The sequence below is a fragment of the Cellulomonas sp. P2_B4 genome, assembly GCF_056404795.1.
Window position 1 is genome coordinate 1 of record NZ_JBFUDI010000007.1, and the last position, 17,475, is coordinate 17,475.

Genomic DNA, 17,475 nt, shown 5'->3' on the forward strand with positions numbered 1-17,475 from the left:
TTCCTGAATGATGTCCGGCGGCGTCCTACTCTCCCACACCCTGGCGAGTGCAGTACCATCGGCGCTGAAGGGCTTAGCTTCCGGGTTCGGAATGGGACCGGGCGTTTCCCCTTCGCTATGACCGCCGTAACGTTGTCGAGTTGTCAAACGGGTTCCCGTTCGTCTCTCGGGAACCGCACAGTGGACGCGTAGCACATTGACTTGAATGAATGTGATGAAGTTGTCGGCTTATTAGTACCGGTCAGCTGCGAGGGTCTTTCGTCCCCTCTTCCACATCCGGCCTATCTACCCAGTGGTCTAGCTGGGAGCCTCTCGGGGATCAAGTCCCCATGGAAACCTCATCTTGAAGCAGGCTTCCCGCTTAGATGCTTTCAGCGGTTATCCCTTCCGAACGTAGCCAACCAGCCGTGCTCCTGGCGGAACAACTGGCACACCAGAGGTTCGTCCGTCCCGGTCCTCTCGTACTAGGGACAGCCCTTCTCAAGTTTCCTGCGCGCGCAGCGGATAGGGACCGAACTGTCTCACGACGTTCTAAACCCAGCTCGCGTACCGCTTTAATGGGCGAACAGCCCAACCCTTGGGACCTACTCCAGCCCCAGGATGCGACGAGCCGACATCGAGGTGCCAAACCATGCCGTCGATATGGACTCTTGGGCAAGATCAGCCTGTTATCCCCGGGGTACCTTTTATCCGTTGAGCGACGGCGCTTCCACAAGCCACCGCCGGATCACTAGTTCCGACTTTCGTCCCTGCTCGACCTGTCAGTCTCACAGTCAAGCTCCCTTGTGCACTTGCACTCGCCACCTGATTGCCAACCAGGCTGAGGGAACCTTTGAGCGCCTCCGTTACATTTTAGGAGGCAACCGCCCCAGTTAAACTACCCACCAGGCACTGTCCCTAGTCCGGATCACGGACCGAGGTTAGATATCCAGAGCGACCAGAGTGGTATTTCAACGTTGACTCCACCGACACTGGCGTGCCGGCTTCACAGTCTCCCACCTATCCTACACAAGCCGCACCGAACACCAATACCAAGCTATAGTAAAGGTCCCGGGGTCTTTCCGTCCTGCTGCGCGTAACGAGCATCTTTACTCGTAGTGCAATTTCGCCGAGTTCGCGGTTGAGACAGCGGAGAAGTCGTTACGCCATTCGTGCAGGTCGGAACTTACCCGACAAGGAATTTCGCTACCTTAGGATGGTTATAGTTACCACCGCCGTTTACTGGGGCTTAAATTCTGAGCTTCGCCTTGCGGCTGACCCGTCCTCTTAACCTTCCAGCACCGGGCAGGCGTCAGTCCGTATACATCGTCTTGCGACTTCGCACGGACCTGTGTTTTTAGTAAACAGTCGCTTCTCCCTGGTCTCTGCGGCCCTTCACGCTCCCCGAGCAAGTCGGTTCACGCTTCAGGCCCCCCTTCTCCCGAAGTTACGGGGGCATTTTGCCGAGTTCCTTAACCACGATTCTCTCGATCGCCTTGGTATTCTCTACCTGACCACCTGAGTCGGTTTGGGGTACGGGCGGCTAGAACCTCGCGTCGAGGCTTTTCTTGGCAGCATAGGATCACCGATTTCCCGCATTCGCGGTCACTGTCAGCTCTCAGGCTGTATGAGGTGCGGATTTGCCTACACCTCGCCCTACGACCTTAGACGTGGACTACCATCGCCACGCTCGGCTACCTTCCTGCGTCACCCCTGTTAATACGCTTACCTACTACCGGTTCGGGTCACGCGCTCCACACCACGGTGTCCCCGAAGGGACGATGCGGTGCTTCGGGCGTTTAGCATCACCGGGCTCGGTATGGGCGGTTCTTCGCCGGTACGGGAATATCAACCCGTTGTCCATCGACTACGCCTGTCGGCCTCGCCTTAGGTCCCGACTTACCCAGGGCGGATTAGCCTGGCCCTGGAACCCTTGGTCATTCGGCGGACGGGTTTCTCACCCGTCATTCGCTACTCATGCCTGCATTCTCACTCGTGTGGCGTCCACCGCTGGGTTCCCCCGCGACTTCACTCGCCACACGACGCTCCCCTACCCATCCACACGCCTGAACCACGAAGGCTTAGCGATGTGTGAATGCCACAGCTTCGGCGGTATACTTGAGCCCCGCTACATTGTCGGCGCGGAATCACTTGACCAGTGAGCTRTTACGCWYTCTTTMAAGGRTGGCTGCTTCTAAGCCAACCTCCTGGTTGTCTGTGCAACTCCACATCCTTTCCCACTTAGCATACGCTTAGGGGCCTTAGCTGGTGGTCTGGGCTGTTTCCCTCTCGACTACGGAGCTTATCCCCCGCAGTCTCACTGCCACGCTCTGGCTTACCGGCATTCGGAGTTTGGCTAACGTCAGTAACCTGGTGGGGCCCATCGGCTATCCAGTAGCTCTACCTCCGGCAAGAAACACGTGACGCTGCACCTAAATGCATTTCGGGGAGAACCAGCTATCACGGAGTTTGATTGGCCTTTCACCCCTAACCACAGGTCATCCCCCAGGTTTTCAACCCTGGTGGGTTCGGTCCTCCACGCGGTCTTACCCGCGCTTCAACCTGCCCATGGCTAGATCACTCCGCTTCGGGTCTAGAGCACGCGACTGAATCGCCCTATTCGGACTCGCTTTCGCTACGGCTTCCCCACACGGGTTAACCTCGCCACGTACCACTAACTCGCAGGCTCATTCTTCAAAAGGCACGCTGTCACCCCTGCTAGGGAGGCTCCAACGGATTGTAGGCACACGGTTTCAGGTACTATTTCACTCCCCTCCCGGGGTACTTTTCACCTTTCCCTCACGGTACTTGTCCGCTATCGGTCACTAGGTAGTATTTAGGCTTACACAGTGGTCTGTGCAGATTCACTCCAGGTTTCTCGGGCCCGGAGCTACTTGGGATCCCCTTCGGGAGGCCACGCCATTTCGTCTACGGGGGTCACACCCTCTGTGCCGGGCCTTTCAATGCCCTTCGACTATGACGCGACTTTCTGACTCCCTGCTGATTCGGCAGAACCAGCTGAAAGGTCCCACAACCCCGTGCACGCAACGCCTGCCGGCTTGAACACGTACACGGTTTGGCCTGATCCGCTTTCGCTCGCCACTACTCACGGAATATCTCTTCCTGGCGGTACTGAGATGTTTCACTTCCCGCCGTTCCCTCCACACACCCTATATATTCAGGTGCGGGTCACACGACATGACTCGTGCGGGGTTTCCCCATTCGGACATCCTCGGATCACGGTTCGTTTGCCAACTCCCCGAGGCTTATCGCAGGCTACAACGTCCTTCTTCGGCTCCTAGTGCCAAGGCATCCACCCTGTGCCCTTATAAACTTGACCACAAAGATCATTCAAAAAGATGCTCGCGTCCACTGTGCAGTTCTCAAGCTACGACCGGCTCCGGCACCCTCACCCCAGCGCCTACCCACCCCAAACCATCTCTGGCTCGTGGTGGGCGGTTCGACCGAGCGGTACCAGCCCGCAGTCCCTCACACCCCGACCCGCACCCGAAGATGCAGACCGCGTGTGTAGCGACCCCGAGACAACAACCTTCCGGCTGTTCCCTCAGGACCCAACAGCATGCCCAGCCGACCCYCTCCCTGGCAGCTCACCGTTCCCACCCGAACCCCGAAGGGYTGCGGCGTACTAGGCGCCACCAGCTCGAAAGCCGGCCATAGTCGATGTTCCACCCTTGAGCACCGTCCCCCACTCGTTCGGCAGGGACAACGGGCCTGGACACCATCACCGCACCCCATGACAGGGACGGCCAGTGCCAGATGCTCCTTAGAAAGGAGGTGATCCAGCCGCACCTTCCGGTACGGCTACCTTGTTACGACTTAGTCCCAATCGCCAGTCCCACCTTCGACAGCTCCCCCTCTTACGAGTTGGGCCACTGGCTTCGGGTGTTACCGACTTTCGTGACTTGACGGGCGGTGTGTACAAGGCCCGGGAACGTATTCACCGCAGCGTTGCTGATCTGCGATTACTAGCGACTCCGACTTCATGGGGTCGAGTTGCAGACCCCAATCCGAACTGAGACCGGCTTTTTGGGATTCGCTCCACCTCGCGGTATCGCAGCCCTTTGTACCGGCCATTGTAGCATGCGTGAAGCCCAAGACATAAGGGGCATGATGATTTGACGTCATCCCCACCTTCCTCCGAGTTGACCCCGGCAGTCTCCCATGAGTCCCCGGCATAACCCGCTGGCAACATGGGACGAGGGTTGCGCTCGTTGCGGGACTTAACCCAACATCTCACGACACGAGCTGACGACAACCATGCACCACCTGTACACCGACCTTACGGGGAGCACATCTCTGCACTTTTCCGGTGTATGTCAAGCCTTGGTAAGGTTCTTCGCGTTGCATCGAATTAATCCGCATGCTCCGCCGCTTGTGCGGGCCCCCGTCAATTTCTTTGAGTTTTAGCCTTGCGGCCGTACTCCCCAGGCGGGGCACTTAATGCGTTTGCTGCGGCACGGAACTCGTGGAATGAGCCCCACACCTAGTGCCCAACGTTTACGGCATGGACTACCAGGGTATCTAATCCTGTTCGCTCCCCATGCTTTCGCTCCTCAGCGTCAGTTGCGGCCCAGTGACCTGCCTTCGCCATCGGTGTTCCTCCTGATATCTGCGCATTCCACCGCTACACCAGGAATTCCAGTCACCCCTACCGCACTCTAGTCTGCCCGTACCCACTGCAAGCCCAAGGTTGAGCCTTAGGTTTTCACAGCAGACGCGACAAACCGCCTACGAGCTCTTTACGCCCAATAATTCCGGACAACGCTTGCGCCCTACGTATTACCGCGGCTGCTGGCACGTAGTTAGCCGGCGCTTCTTCTGCAGGTACCGTCACTTGCGCTTCTTCCCTGCTGAAAGAGGTTTACAACCCGAAGGCCGTCATCCCTCACGCGGCGTCGCTGCATCAGGCTTGCGCCCATTGTGCAATATTCCCCACTGCTGCCTCCCGTAGGAGTCTGGGCCGTGTCTCAGTCCCAGTGTGGCCGGTCGCCCTCTCAGGCCGGCTACCCGTCGTCGCCTTGGTAGGCCACTACCCCACCAACAAGCTGATAGGCCGCGAGCCCATCCCCCACCGATAAATCTTTCCAGACACTACACATGCGTGTGCGTCTCGTATCCGGTATTAGCCACCGTTTCCCGTGGTTATCCCAGAGTGAAGGGCAGGTTGCTCACGTGTTACTCACCCGTTCGCCACTGATCAGACCAGCAAGCTGGTCATCACCGTTCGACTTGCATGTGTTAAGCACGCCGCCAGCGTTCGTCCTGAGCCAGAATCAAACTCTCCGTAAATGTCTACATGGCACCCCAACACCAAAGCGCTGAAGCAACCGACAAAACGAAACGGTCCCACCGGTTCAACCCGGCGAACCAATCAGATTCGGCTGTATGTGGCATCGCCTTCCACGGAGGTAGAAGAACGACACCCATCTCAACCAAGACCCACCACCATCAACACCCCAGACCACCGGCCCAGAACATCTCAGATAGCAAGCCATATGGCATCGACTATTTGGCACACTGTTGAGTTCTCAAGGAACAGACGCGCATCCATTCAGGTCCTTCAACCTGGCCGGAGGCAACCGTTCTAACTTAGCGGAGTTGACCCTCCCCGTCAAACTTCGTCCCAGACCTGATCGAGACCAGATCCGAGCTTCAGCTCATCGGGTTGAGGAGTCGGAGCTCCACTTCCCGGACGCTCCCGATGACCGGCGATGTGATCGTCGGTCGGGGCTTCCGGGGGTGTCGTCCGGGGGACCAGCCATCGAGGTTCGATCCTCGGTGTCCGTTCCTCCCTGCCGGGCGACGTCGAGAACAGTACGGGCAGAGCGGCCGGAGGGCAAATCACGGTCGCGTGACGCGGATCACCACGCCCTTCAGTGCCCTGACCTGCACAAACGTCTCAGTAGAGCGCGTTTGCCATGGCCCGCCGCGCGGCGACGACCCGGGGGTCGTCGGAGCCGATGACCTCGAACAGGTCGACGAGGCGCAGGCGGATGCGTTCGCGGTCGGGACCGAACGTCGTGCGGAGCAGGTCGACGAGCCGCCCGAAGGCGTCATCGACCTTTCCACCGAGGATGTCGAGGTCCGCGACCGCCAGCTGCGCGTCGACGTCCTTGGGGTCGGCGGCCGCCGCGGTGCGTGCCGCCTGGAGGTCCGCATCCCGGGTGCGGTCGAGCAGTCCGACCTGGGCGAGGCCGGCCCGGGCGAGCGCGTCGCGCGGGTCCTCCTTGATCGCCTGCTCGTACGCGGCGCGGGCGGCGTCGAGGTCGTCACGCTCGATCGCGTCGTACGCGGCCTGGTGCAACGGCGGCAGCTCCGGCTCGGGCTCGGCCTCGGGGGCGTCGGCTCCCGGGACGTTCGGCGCGACCCGGCCCGTGATCCCGTTGGCCTCGGCCGCGGCGAGCACCTGGTCCAGCACCTCGCGCACCTGGTCGCGCGGGTATGCGCCCTGGAACAGCGGCAGCGGCTGGCCGGCCAGGACGGCCACGACGGTCGGCACCGACTGCGCCTGGAACGCCTGGGCGATCTGCGGGTTGGCGTCGGCGTCGATCCGCGCGAGCAGCCACCGGCCCGCGTCCTCGTCGGCGAGCGCGGCGAGGTCGGCCGCGACCGCGGTGCTGACCTCGCTCCACGCCGCCCACAGCACGACCACGACGGGATGCCCGGTAGAGCTCTGCACGAGCGCCGGGAAGGTGGCCTGGTCCACGTCGACGACGTAGGCGCCCGGAGCGGGCAGCCCGCCCGGGGCGCCCGGCGGCGGCGTGGCCGGACGCGCGAGCGAGGACAGGTCGATCGCACCGCGTACGTCGAGGCGGGGGCGGGGTCCGGTGGGCTGGGACATGCGACGTGGTCCTTCGTGCGGGTCGGGAGGAGTGCGAGGGCCTGGACACAGAGTGCCCGAAAACTCAGTCCGCGGTCACCGCGGTGATGGCGTGCTCGGCGGCCAGGACCTGCATGAGGCCCGTGCTGCCGGCCGGGGGGACGTACATGATCACGACGTCGGTGAACGTGCGGACGAAGCTGGCCGACGCCGAGGGCTTCCCGGTGAGGGCGGCGTAGAACGGGTCGTCGATCCGGACGGTGCCGCCCGCCGTGAGCAGCACGGTGGACACGGTGGTGACCTCGCTGACGACGATCGCGCCGCCGTCCACGGTCGCGAGGCTGGTCATCGGCGCGGGGGCGGGCGTGTAGGTCTCGGTCGCCGTCCCGGCGGTGTTGACCCCTGCGGCGGTCGTCGCGCGGGCCGCCTCGATGCCCGTCCGGAACGCGTCCGGTGCGAACGCCGCTGCGTACGGGGAAGCCGTGCCGTTGGCGAGCACGTCGCAGTACTGCGCGATGGCGTCCGTCGGGGTGGCGACGAGACCCGTCGCGTCCGCGGCGAGCACCGCGCTGCCGGTCTCCGGGGCAGCGGTCAGAGGCATCTGGATCCCCTGGCCCATCCGGCCCCAGCCCCACAGGTGGTACTGGTCGCGCGGCGCGTTCTGCTGGAGCACGAGGATGCGCGGCGCCTGCAGGTCGTCCGGCTGCTCGGTCACCACCAGCTGCGTCCGCGGCCACGCGTCCGTCTGCGGCAGGATCAGCGCCTGCGCCTTGGTCGGGATCACCGTCGGCGGCTTCGCGTTGGCCGTCGCCTTGGCGCGGATGTACTCCGCGGCGCGGATGGCGAGCGCGGGACCCGAGACGCGCGGCTGCAGGAGCGCGGGGTCGAGAGCCGCGTCACCCGCCGCGAGCACCTCCCCCAGGTCGCCCAGCACGTTGTCCGACTGCCCGACCGTCGTCGCCGGCGGGGCGACCGCGGGGACCGGTGCGGGTGCGGGTTGCGGCAGCGGTTCCGCGCACGCCGCGAGCGCGAACAGGGCGGTCACGGCGAGGACGGCGGCGCGGCGGCGCGGGCGGCGGATCATCGGCCGTCCTCCTGCTCGTCGGTCTGGTCGTTCTCGGGCGAGGTCGAGGCAGAGGTCGAGGTCGACTCCCCCTCGGTCGGGGGCAGACCCCAGGCACGGCGCCAGGCGTCTGCCCGCGATCCGCCGGCGGCCGGTTCCTGCGGTGCCTCGGGCGTCGTCGTGGCCAGCCACGCCGGGCGGCCCGCGTGCGGGTCGGTCTCGGCCGACCGCACCTCGGGGGTGGGCGCCGTGACCGTGGCCCAGGCTGTGGCCCCGCGGACCGATCCCGGTCCGGAGGTCGGCGCGGGTGCCGCCTTGCCGGGCGACGAGATGGCGGTACCGGGCACGACGGGACCCACCGGCGGAGGCGGGACCTTCGCCGACGGGGCGACCGGGGTCGCGGACGCGCCCTGCGCGGGCGCCGCGGGACCCGTCGCGGGCGTCGCACCGGTCGGGGTGCTCAGCCAGGACGGACGGCGGTCGTGGGCAACTTCGGCGTCGGTCGGTGTCGAACCGTTCGCGGGAGCCCCGACCGGCGAGCCGGAGGCAGGGCCGGACGGCGACCCGGAGGCAGAGCCAGTCGGCGAACCGGAGGCGGGCCCAGCCGGCGAACCCGCGGGAGCCCCGACCGGCGAGCCTGAAGGCATCCCCGTCGGACGGGGCGCGGGCGTCCAGCTGCCCGACGCAGGTGCCGTCGGGGTGGGGGTGGCCGAGGAGGCCCGCGCGGCCGACGCCGCGGCCGCGGCCGACGTCGTCGGGTCAGCATCGGAGGCCGCAGGGACGACCGCGGTCGGCGAGGTCTGGGGCGAGCCGCTGCGCAACGCGCGGCGACTCGTCGGCGGTCCGTCGACGGGCGTGGTCGCGGTGCGGACCTCCGCGTCGTCGAGCGGGGGCGACACCTGGGGCACCTGGCCGGTGCGCGGGGCGGGCCGCGCACCACGAGCCGCGGCGGCCTCACGCATCTGGCGCCGCGTGAGCACCGGGATCGCGTCGACGTCCTCGGCCAGGACCGCGGGGATCGCGCCGGTGGTGACCGGGTGCCACTCCTCGTCGAGACCCTTGCGGTGCCGGTAGACGTCCCGGAACAGGAGCCAGCCCGAGAGCAGGACGAGCACCAGGCCGCCGACCACGGCGGGCCACAGCCACGGTGTGGTCACCTCGCGGGGCCACGCCAGCGTCAGGTTCGGCGCGGACTTGCCCGTGCTCACGGCGATGAGGCTCCAGCGCCCTTCCTGCTGCGGCCACTCGAGCGATGCCGACCCCTTGCCGGTCGACTGGGCGACCCAGAGGTCCGACCCGGCGGGATCGGTGGCCGTCGCCGAGTCCGCCTCGGCGTCGGGGGTGGGGGTCGGCGTCGGGGGCGGCGCGGCGGCGGCGGGGTCCGACGCGGTGGCCTCCGGCGAGGGTTCGGGGGTCGTGTCCTCGACGCCGGTCACCGCGAGCTCGTGCCAGCTGTCCAGCCCGGTGACCTGTCCGTACGCCTCGGTGCCGACCCAGCCCTCGACGTCGGTGTCGCGACCGATCGCGAGGGTCACCTGACCCTTGTCGGGAACCGTGACCTTGACGGTGACGGGATCGCCGCCGAGCTCGAGCACCCCCGGCTCGGTCACCAGCGTGTGGGGTCCGTCCGAGGTCCCGGCGACGAGGATGTCGTCGGCCCTCCACACCGTCGCCGAGGCCACGCCGAGACCGATGACGACCAGTCCGACGACGCCGACGGCGGCGATGATCAGTCGCTTCACCACGCAGGATCCTCCAGGGACGAGAAGCCCCAGGATAGGCAGAGCAGCACGTCACGACCGAACCGGGGCACTTCCGAAGACGCCCGGCGCCTGGGCCGGGAGCATGACTGCGCGCATCCGTGCTGACCACGGGCGAGTGAAGACGCGTATCGTTGGCGCGGGCTCCGGTTGTCACAGAGCGTCTCGACCGAGGCGGCTCCCCGGAGTCACAGTGCCCAGGAGGATCGCTCGTGCCCGACGCCCGGACCCCCTTCCCCGTCGTCAACTTCCGCGGATACGAACGCGAAGCCGTCGACGCTCGACTCACCGATCTCGAGAAGGCCCTCGCGGACGCGCGCGCCCAGGTCGAGCAGCTCGACGGACGGGCCATGCAGGTGGCCGGCGAGCTGTCCGAGGCGCACCGTCAGCTGCGCGAGGCCGAGCGCCCCACGTACTCCGGGCTCGGCTCGCGGATCGAGCAGCTGCTGCGCTCCGCCGAGGAGCAGTCCTCGGACGTCGTGACGCAGGCGAACGCCCAGGCCGCCGACGCCCTGGCCCGCGCGAAGCTGTCGTCGGGCCAGCTGCGTGCCCGCGCCGAGAACGAGGTCGCCGAGCTCATCGCGACCGCTCGTCGCGAGGCCGACGAGGTCAAGACGACGGCCGCCTCCGAGGCCGAGAGCACGCTCACGGCCGCCCAGCGCCGGGCGGAGGAGCTCGTCGGGTCGGCCGAGCGCGAGGCCGCGCGCATCCAGAGCGCGATCACGACCGAGGAGAGCGAGCGTCGCAGCTCGCTGGAGCGCGAGCTCGGTACGCTGCGCGCCAGCGTCGAGCACGAGGCCACGCAGCTGCGGATCGCGACGGAGCGGACCGCCAGCGAGCTGCGTGCGCGCAGCGAGGCCGAGACCACCGCGCAGCGCGAGGACGCCGAGCACTACGCCCAGGACCTGCGCCAGAGCGCCGACGCCGACACCACCGAGCTCCGGCAGCGCGTCGAGACCGAGCTCGCGACGCAGCGCGCCGACGTCGACCGCTACGTCGCGCAGCAGCGTTCGGACGCGGCCGCCGAGGTCGCGGCCCTGCGTCAGCAGGCCGCCGAGGAGGTCACGTCGCTGCGTCTGCAGACCCAGGAGTACGCGGACGGCGTCCGCGCCGCCGCCGAGCGGGACGGCGCGGCGCTCCAGCAGCGCGTCGCGGCCGAGGTCGCCGCCCTGCGGGTCGAGGCCGAGCAGTACTCCGCGTTCGTGCGGGCGCAGGCCGAGCGCGAGACGAGCGAGCTGCGCGCCGCGGCCGCCGACGAGATGACCGCCTTCCGCACCGAGACCCAGCAGGCCGTCGTCGCGCTGCGTGGCGACGCGGAGCGGTACGCCGCCGACCTGCGGGCGACCGCCGAGCGCGAGACGACCGAGCTGCGCGAACGGGCCGCCCAGGAGACCAGCAACCTGCGCGACGTGACCCACCGTGAGGCGCAGGAGCTGCAGGAGGTCACGCACCGCGAGACCGCCGAGCTGCGCGCCTCGACCGATCGCGAGACGGCCGAGCTCCGGGAGCGCACGCGCCTCGAGGTCGAGCGGGCGCTCACCGAGGCTCGTCGCGCCGCGGCCGAGCTCACGACGAACGCCAAGACCAACGCGGACGAGCTCGTCCGCTCCGCCGAGCAGCAGCTCGCGGACGCCGAGCTGTCGATCGCGTCGCGTCGCGAGGCCGCCGAGCGCGAGGACGCCGAGCGTCACGAGACGGCCCGCGCCGACACCGAGCGCCTCGTGCGTGACGCCGAGGCGCACGCGTCCGAGGCCGAGCAGCGGGTGGCCAAGGCGCTCGCGCAGGGCGACAAGGTCCGGACCGACGCGGAGACGCACGCCAAGGAGCTCCTCTCCAACGCGCGCAAGAACGCGGACCGGGTGGTCGCGGAGGCTCGCGAGCACGCCGAGAAGCAGATCTCGGACGCCATGACCGAGTCGGAGCGCGAGCGGACGTCCGCCGCGCGTCAGGTCGAGGACCTCAACCGCCAGCGCGAGTCGATCACGTCCTACCTGGACGAGCTGCGCAACCTGCTCGGGCACAACCCGGACCGCGCCACGCTCGAGCGGGCGTCGCGCGCCGAGGCCGCGTTCGAGGAGGAGCAGAAGAAGGCCGAGGCCAAGGACGACAAGCCGTCCACCAAGCCCGCGCGACCGGCGGCCCGACCGTCCAAGTCGCGGCCGGCCCCGGTCTCGGCGGCAGCGGCCGCGGCGTCGTCGAACCCCGCTCCCGACGTGCCGGCGCAGGGCGGTCCGTCCGACGACGGTTCACCCGAACAGGTGACTCCTGAGGTGAAGTCGGACGCGTCCACGGACTCCGAGTCTCACGACCAGCACACTTCTGGCAAGGACGACGCGCCCGCGCCGACCCGCTGAGACTGCAGCGCCGCGTACTCACAGACCGGAGACCGACAGTTGTCCGAGCAGACCCCCTCGAACCCCAGCGCGCCCGCTGACAACGCGGCGGCCACCTGGCGTGAGCAGCAGCGGGCGACCGCTGCGGCGCACGAAGAGGTGCTGGCCACGCGCCAGGCGGCCGAGGCTGCCGCCGCACGTGCGCAGATCGCGTCGTTCCTGCGCCGCGTGAACGGTCAGCGGTTCGGTCCGCAGCCCGTCGAGCTCCGGGCGCGCAGCTACGACGGCGGGACGCGGTACAAGACGCCGCTGACCGGCTGGTACCTGCGCAAGGACGAGACGGTCGCGATCGACACCGCCGGGAACTTCTACATCCTGACGGTGCCCGGCAGCCTGTCCGCGCGGTTCAAGGGCGTGACGCCGGTTCCCTCTGAGCCGACGCTCGTGCTCGGCGCGGGCGGCAAGGACGGCGAGTCGATCGACCTGTCCGCGGCGCTCTCACGCCTGCTGGGCAAGTAGCGCTCCGAGCGCGTCCGCCACGGTGGCGGGGTCCTCGATCGCGGTCAGGTGCCCGGCCCGCGGGACGACGATCAGACGCGCCTGCGGTGCCGCGTCGGCCATGTGCTCGGCGGCGGCCACGGGGGTGACGGTGTCCTCGTCGCCGACGACGACGATGACGGGTCCGTCGAAGGCCCGCAGGACCGCCGTGCGGTCGGGGCGGGCCGCCATCGCCCGCTGGCACCAGGCGACAGCCGCCGGGTCCTGCTCGCCGATCCAGCCGTCGACCGTCGCGGTCACCTCGGGGCGCACAGCCCGCGTGGTCTCGCCGAGCAGCACGCCGCTCATGGGGCGCACGACGTCGACCGTGCCCGACGCCTCGGCCTCGTCGGCGACACGAAGGCGGTTCGCGTGCGCCTCCGGCGCGTCGGCGGTCGACTTGGTGTCGATCAGGGCGAGCCCCGCGACGAGGTCCGGGTGGCGCTCGAGCAGCGCGAGCGCGATGTAGCCGCCCATCGACAGGCCACCGACGAGAACCCGGTCGATCCCGGCCGCGCGCAGCTGCTCGGCGGCGGCGTCGGCGACGGCGTCGAGCGACGGCTCCTGGTGGACGAGGTCTCCGGGCAGGTCCGGCGCGAAGACGCGTGGGAAGCCCGTGAGCAGCACCTCGACGCCGTCCCACATGCGGTGGTCGAGCGGGAACGCGTGCAGGAGCAGGAGCGGGGTCATGCGCTGGCCTCCACGGTCTCGCCCGCCCAGTGCGTGGGCAGGGGCAGCGGGTGGTCGGGCAGGACGTGGCCGACGATCTCGTCCAGGACCCGTCGCACCGCCGACTCCCCCACCCACAGGTGCTTGGCGCCCTCGACGCCGATCACCTCGGCCTGCGGGACGCGCGCGAAGCGTTCCCGGGCCTCGTCGGGACGCAGGTAGTCGTCGAGCTCGGGGACCAGGACGACCAGCGGCTTGCCGAACGCCGCCCAGGCGTCGAGGTCGGCGTCCGTCGCGCGGTGCAGCGGGGGCGAGAGCAGGATCGCGCCCTCGATCGCGGGGTCGCGCCCGTGCATGAGGACGAGCTCCGTGCCGAACGACCAGCCGACCAGCCAGGGCCGCGGCAGGTCGTGGAACTCGACGAACTCGATGGCCGCGGCGACGTCGTACTGCTCTGCCACCCCGCCGTCGAAGGCACCTGCGCTGGTTCCCCGCGGGCTCGTCGTGCCCCGGGTGTTGAACCTCAGGACGGCCAGGTCCGCCATCGCCGGCAGCCGCCAGGCCGCCTTGCGGTAGATGTGCGAGTCCATGTAGCCGCCGTGTGTGGGCAGCGGGTGCAGGGTCACGAGCGTGGCGACGGGTGCGCTGCGCGCCGGGACGGCCAGCTCGCCGACGAGCGTCAGCCCGTCCGCGGTGTGCAGCTCGACGTCCTCGCGGTGCGCGGGAAGGACCGTCAGAGAACGGATGGGGTGCGCTTCGGTGCTCATCACGACGAGCCTATTGCCGGTTCGGCAACACGGTGCAGGCGGACCTCGGCGCAGGAGGCAAGATGCAGGACGTGAGCCACGACGAGCACCCCGAGATCCTGTACACGCCCGAGTTCTGGGACGAGCGGTACAGCTCCGCCGACCGCATCTGGAGCGGCGACCCGAACCCGCACCTGGTCTCCGTCGCCTCGCCGTTGAGCCCCGGGACCGCGCTGGACGTGGGGTCGGGCGAGGGGGCCGACGCCATCTGGCTGGCCACCCACGGCTGGGACGTGACCGCGATCGACATCTCCCAGGTCGCGCTCGACCGCTCCGCAGCGATCGCCGGTCCGCTGCCGATCAGCTGGGAGCTGCGCGACGTCCTGACCTGGGAGCCCGGCGTCGACCGCTTCGACCTGGTCTCCGCCCAGTTCATGCACCTGCCGTCGGACGCGCTGCGCTCCTTGCACCGCCGGCTGGCCGCCGCCGTCCGGCCCGGGGGCACCCTGCTCGTCGTCGGGCACCACCCCTCCGACCACGGGTCGACGAAGATCCAGCGCCCCGACCGCGCGGACCTGCTGTTCACCGCGGAGGATGTCGGCGTGACCCTCGACCCCGACCGGTGGGACGTGACCGCGACCTCGCCGTCGCGCACGGTCGCGGGCACCGACGGCGAGCCCGTCGAGATCCGCGACGCCGTGCTGGTGGCGGTGCGCCGGGCCTAGCCGACCGCCTGCGCGACCGCCAGGTCCAGGACGTCGGCGGGGCCGTCGTCGGTGTTGGCGGCGCAGCGGTGGGTGGCAGCCGCGAGGACGATCGGGTGGGCGTTGGCGACCGCGAACGACGCGCCGGCCCACGTGAGCATCGACAGGTCGTTCGGTGCGTCGCCCATGGCCCAGACCTCGGCCGCGCCGATCCCGCGGTCCGCGGCCCAGCGTTCCAGCGTCGCCGACTTGGTGACGCCCGGGCCGGAGATCTCGCCGAGCCCGGACGCGCCCGAGTCGGCGACGATCGCGAGATCGCCGACGACGGCCGCGAGGTCGTCCGCGAAGGTGCCCAGCGGTCGGGCCGGGCTGCGGACCAGGAGCTTGAACGTGGAGGCGGTCAGGACGTCCTCGACGAGGTCGGCCACCGGGCTGCCGTCCGGGATCTCGTGGGACGACCGGAACCGCGTCTCGTGCGCGAAGCCCTGAGCGGTCTCGGTCGCGAACACGGCGTCCGGCCACGCGTCGCGGATGCGTCCGACGATCGTCGCGACGAGGTCCGCGGGCATCCCGTGCTCGGCCAGCACCTCGCGCGTCGCGACGTCGATCACCGCAGCCCCGTTCGCGCAGATGGCGACCCCGTGGCCGGCCACGTGCTCGGTCAGACCCGCCAGCCAGCGCGGGGGTCGCGCGGTCACGAAGACGACCTCGATCCCCGCCTCGGCGGCCGCACGCAGGGCCGCGGCGGTGCGGGCGGACACCGTGCCGTCGTCGCGGAGCAGCGTGCCGTCCAGGTCGGTGGCGATCAGCCGGGGCGCGGTCATCGGCGCGTCGGGCCGCGGCGGCCACGAGCCTGCCAGCAGGACGTGTGCCAGTGACGGCGGTCGTCGACGGCCTCGCCGAACAGCCCGTCCGTGCGCCAGGCGACGACGTGCGCGGTGCCGGCGACGATCAGCTGGTCGCAGCCCGGGCAGCGGTACTCGCGGTCGGACCCGCGGACGCGCTGGACCGTCCACTCCCCGTCGGCACCGGTCTCGCTCGTGCGGCCCGCGGTCGCGCGGTCGAGGTCGAGCTCGACGTGCTCGGCGCCGTACGGCCGCTTCGTCGATCGTCGTCCCACGCCCTCATCCTCCCCTAGAAACGCCGACGTCCGAGCAGAGGGTGGCCAGGGGCCTCATCTGCTCGGACGTCGCGCGGAGAGCCGGACGTCCGCACCCGGAGGGCTCCCGACCTCGGGTGCGGACGTCTCGGGTGGTGCTAGAGGCGGGCTGTGGGGGCCGGGACGGCGTTGGTGGCGACGAGGTCGCGGTACCAGTGGCCCGAGTCCTTGACGGTGCGCTCGAGCGTGTCGTAGTCGACGCGGACCACGCCGAAGCGCTTGGAGTAGCCGTAGGACCACTCGAAGTTGTCCATGAGCGACCAGACGAAGTAGCCGCGGACGTCGGCGCCGCGCTCGATGGCCTCGCCGACCGCGTCGATGTGGTCGTGCAGGTAGGCCACCCGGTCGGCGTCGTGCACGTGGCCGTCAGGGGTGAGCACGTCCTCGAACGCGGCGCCGTTCTCGGTGATCGCGAGGGGAAGCGTCGGGTAGCGCTCGTGCATCTCGAGGAGCAGGTCGACGAGGCCCTGGGGCTCGATGTTCCAGCCCATCGCCGTGTGCGGACCGGGCTGCGGGAGGAACTCGACGTTCGTCGCACCAACCCACGGGCTGTGAGCAGAGGAGCGGTGCCCGTCGGGGCCGGGTCCGCCGTCGCCGACCTCGGGCGTGCCCCAGCGGACCCGCCCGGTCGAGTAGTAGTTGATGCCGAGCAGAGCGAGCGGTACCTGGATGATCTCGAGGTCCTCGTCCTGCACGAACGACCAGTCGGTCAGGTGCTCAGTGTCGGCGAAGACCTCCTTGGGGTACTCGCCGTCGAGCATCGGGCGCAGGAACACCTCGTTCGCGATGGTGTCGACGACACGCTTGGCCTCCACGTCCTCCGGGGAGTCCGTCGCTGCGCGCGTGACGTGCAGGTTCAGCGTGACCGAGACGGGCGTGTCCTGGCCGAGCACGTCCTTGACCGCGCGACCGGCGAGGCCGTGCGCGAGGTTCAGGTGGTGCACCGCGCGGAGCGCGGCGACGTCGTCGGTGCGGCCCGGTGCGTGCACGCCCGAGGCGTAGCCCAGGTAGGCCGAGCACCACGGCTCGTTCAGGGTGGTCCACAGGTGGATCCGCTCGCCCAGCTCCTCGGCCATCTTGCGGGCGTACTCCCCGAACAGGACGGCGGTCTGCCGGTTGGTCCAACCGCCCTCGTCCTCGAGAGCCTGCGGCAGGTCCCAGTGGTACAGCGTGGCGACGGGCTTGATCCCCGCCGCGAGGAGCCTGTCGACGAGGTCGGAGTAGAAGTCGATGCCGGCCTGGTTGAACTCGCCGGAGCCGGTCGGCTGCACGCGGGACCACGAGATCGAGAACCGGTACGCCTGCAGGCCGAGGTCGGCCATCATCGCGACGTCCTGCGGGACCTTGTGGAAGTGGTCGACCGCGACGTCGCCGGTGTCCCCGTCCTGGACCTTGCCGGGGGTGCGGGAGAACGTGTCCCAGATGGACGGCGCGCGGCCGCCCTCGTCGGCTGCGCCCTCGATCTGGTAGGACGCGGTGGCGGATCCCCACAGGAAGTCGGCGGGAAAGGCGCGTCCGGACGGTCGCGAGGTCGTCATGTGCTGGGTCCTTCGGTCGGGCGGGATGTTGTCGGCGGCTGGCACGGATCGCGACTTCCTTGTCTGCGCGTTCCTCGACCATAGGCCTCGAGCGTGGCGTCGAAACGTTACGATACGTCAGGTGGGAGCGCTCCCGCAACGGGCCC

The 17,475-nt window shown here is 68.7% G+C and carries 11 protein-coding genes and 3 rRNA genes; 3 read left to right on the forward strand and 11 right to left on the reverse strand.

The features are described 5' to 3' along the window. Nucleotides 1–12: 12 nt before the first annotated feature. From rrf to AC1DZC_RS13315, 6 genes are all read right to left on the reverse strand, one after another. Nucleotides 13–129: ribosomal RNA gene (gene rrf / locus AC1DZC_RS13290) — 5S ribosomal RNA — on the reverse strand. Nucleotides 130–211: 82 nt separating this feature from the next. Continuing rightward, a 23S ribosomal RNA gene (locus tag AC1DZC_RS13295) occupies nt 212–3,319 on the reverse strand. A 448-nt stretch (nt 3,320–3,767) separates the two neighbouring features. Then, nucleotides 3,768–5,289, reverse strand: a 16S ribosomal RNA gene (locus AC1DZC_RS13300). The 16S, 23S and 5S rRNA genes sit together here, the layout of an rRNA operon. Before the next feature lie 610 nt (nt 5,290–5,899). Continuing rightward, nucleotides 5,900–6,841 carry a co-chaperone YbbN gene (locus AC1DZC_RS13305; protein ID WP_477040016.1) on the reverse strand — a complete coding sequence of 314 codons (942 nt, stop codon included), beginning with the start codon at nt 6,839–6,841 and terminating at the stop codon, nt 5,900–5,902. A 64-nt stretch (nt 6,842–6,905) separates the two neighbouring features. Beyond that, entirely contained in the window at nt 6,906–7,904 is a 999-nt protein-coding gene (locus AC1DZC_RS13310) for a DUF8094 domain-containing protein (protein ID WP_477040015.1), read from the reverse strand. After that, the gene (locus AC1DZC_RS13315; RefSeq protein WP_477043607.1) at nt 7,901–9,628 is read right to left on the reverse strand and encodes a hypothetical protein; all 1,728 of its coding nucleotides are present in this window, start codon (nt 9,626–9,628) and stop codon (nt 7,901–7,903) included. Before AC1DZC_RS13315 ends, AC1DZC_RS13310 begins: the two co-directional genes overlap by 4 nt. A gap of 227 nt (nt 9,629–9,855) precedes the next feature. Here AC1DZC_RS13315 and AC1DZC_RS13320 point away from each other — a divergent pair, with 227 nt between their 5' ends. Both AC1DZC_RS13320 and AC1DZC_RS13325 read left to right on the forward strand, forming a co-directional pair. Next, nucleotides 9,856–11,997: a coiled-coil domain-containing protein gene (locus tag AC1DZC_RS13320; RefSeq protein WP_477043608.1), complete on the forward strand. Its 2,142-nt coding sequence runs from the start codon at nt 9,856–9,858 to the stop codon at nt 11,995–11,997. 39 nt (nt 11,998–12,036) lie between these two features. After that, nucleotides 12,037–12,495: a hypothetical protein gene (locus AC1DZC_RS13325; protein ID WP_477040012.1), complete on the forward strand. Its 459-nt coding sequence runs from the start codon at nt 12,037–12,039 to the stop codon at nt 12,493–12,495. Here the strand turns inward: AC1DZC_RS13325 and AC1DZC_RS13330 are convergent. Together AC1DZC_RS13330 and AC1DZC_RS13335 are read right to left on the reverse strand one after the other, a co-directional pair. Then, complete coding sequence (locus AC1DZC_RS13330; RefSeq protein ID WP_477043609.1) at nt 12,475–13,203, reverse strand: alpha/beta fold hydrolase; 729 nt, start codon at nt 13,201–13,203, stop codon at nt 12,475–12,477. The two genes, AC1DZC_RS13325 and AC1DZC_RS13330, sit on opposite strands and share 21 nt — an antisense overlap. Beyond that, the gene (locus tag AC1DZC_RS13335) at nt 13,200–13,949 is read right to left on the reverse strand and encodes an alpha/beta hydrolase (RefSeq protein WP_477043610.1); all 750 of its coding nucleotides are present in this window, start codon (nt 13,947–13,949) and stop codon (nt 13,200–13,202) included. Before AC1DZC_RS13335 ends, AC1DZC_RS13330 begins: the two co-directional genes overlap by 4 nt. 62 nt (nt 13,950–14,011) lie before the next feature. On the opposite strand from AC1DZC_RS13335, the gene AC1DZC_RS13340 reads away from it, so the two are divergent. Further along, entirely contained in the window at nt 14,012–14,653 is a 642-nt protein-coding gene (locus AC1DZC_RS13340) for a class I SAM-dependent methyltransferase (RefSeq protein ID WP_477043611.1), read from the forward strand. On the opposite strand, the gene AC1DZC_RS13345 is transcribed toward AC1DZC_RS13340, so the two are convergent. From AC1DZC_RS13345 to AC1DZC_RS13355, 3 genes are all read right to left on the reverse strand, one after another. Next, nucleotides 14,650–15,456, reverse strand: a complete 807-nt coding sequence (locus tag AC1DZC_RS13345; RefSeq protein WP_477043612.1) for an HAD-IIB family hydrolase — start codon at nt 15,454–15,456, stop codon at nt 14,650–14,652. The genes AC1DZC_RS13340 and AC1DZC_RS13345 overlap by 4 nt on opposite strands. Beyond that, a complete protein-coding gene (locus tag AC1DZC_RS13350; RefSeq protein WP_477040007.1) occupies nt 15,453–15,752 on the reverse strand; it encodes a hypothetical protein in 300 nt (99 codons plus the stop codon). The genes AC1DZC_RS13345 and AC1DZC_RS13350 overlap by 4 nt, the downstream gene beginning before the upstream one ends. 137 nt (nt 15,753–15,889) lie before the next feature. Beyond that, nucleotides 15,890–17,329: a glycoside hydrolase family 1 protein gene (locus AC1DZC_RS13355; RefSeq protein WP_477043613.1), complete on the reverse strand. Its 1,440-nt coding sequence runs from the start codon at nt 17,327–17,329 to the stop codon at nt 15,890–15,892. Nucleotides 17,330–17,475: the final 146 nt, after the last annotated feature.

Excerpts from the sequence above, each read along its gene's own strand:
- AC1DZC_RS13335 (WP_477043610.1), bottom strand. The coding sequence starts at position 13,949 with ATGAGCACCGAAGCGCACCCCATCCGTTCTCTGACGGTCCTTCCCGCG.
- AC1DZC_RS13310 (WP_477040015.1), bottom strand. The coding sequence starts at position 7,904 with ATGATCCGCCGCCCGCGCCGCCGCGCCGCCGTCCTCGCCGTGACCGCC.
- AC1DZC_RS13305 (WP_477040016.1), bottom strand. The coding sequence starts at position 6,841 with ATGTCCCAGCCCACCGGACCCCGCCCCCGCCTCGACGTACGCGGTGCG.
- AC1DZC_RS13355 (WP_477043613.1), bottom strand. The coding sequence starts at position 17,329 with ATGACGACCTCGCGACCGTCCGGACGCGCCTTTCCCGCCGACTTCCTG.
- AC1DZC_RS13330 (WP_477043609.1), bottom strand. The coding sequence starts at position 13,203 with ATGACCCCGCTCCTGCTCCTGCACGCGTTCCCGCTCGACCACCGCATG.
- AC1DZC_RS13345 (WP_477043612.1), bottom strand. The coding sequence starts at position 15,456 with ATGACCGCGCCCCGGCTGATCGCCACCGACCTGGACGGCACGCTGCTC.
- AC1DZC_RS13340 (WP_477043611.1), top strand. The coding sequence starts at position 14,012 with ATGCAGGACGTGAGCCACGACGAGCACCCCGAGATCCTGTACACGCCC.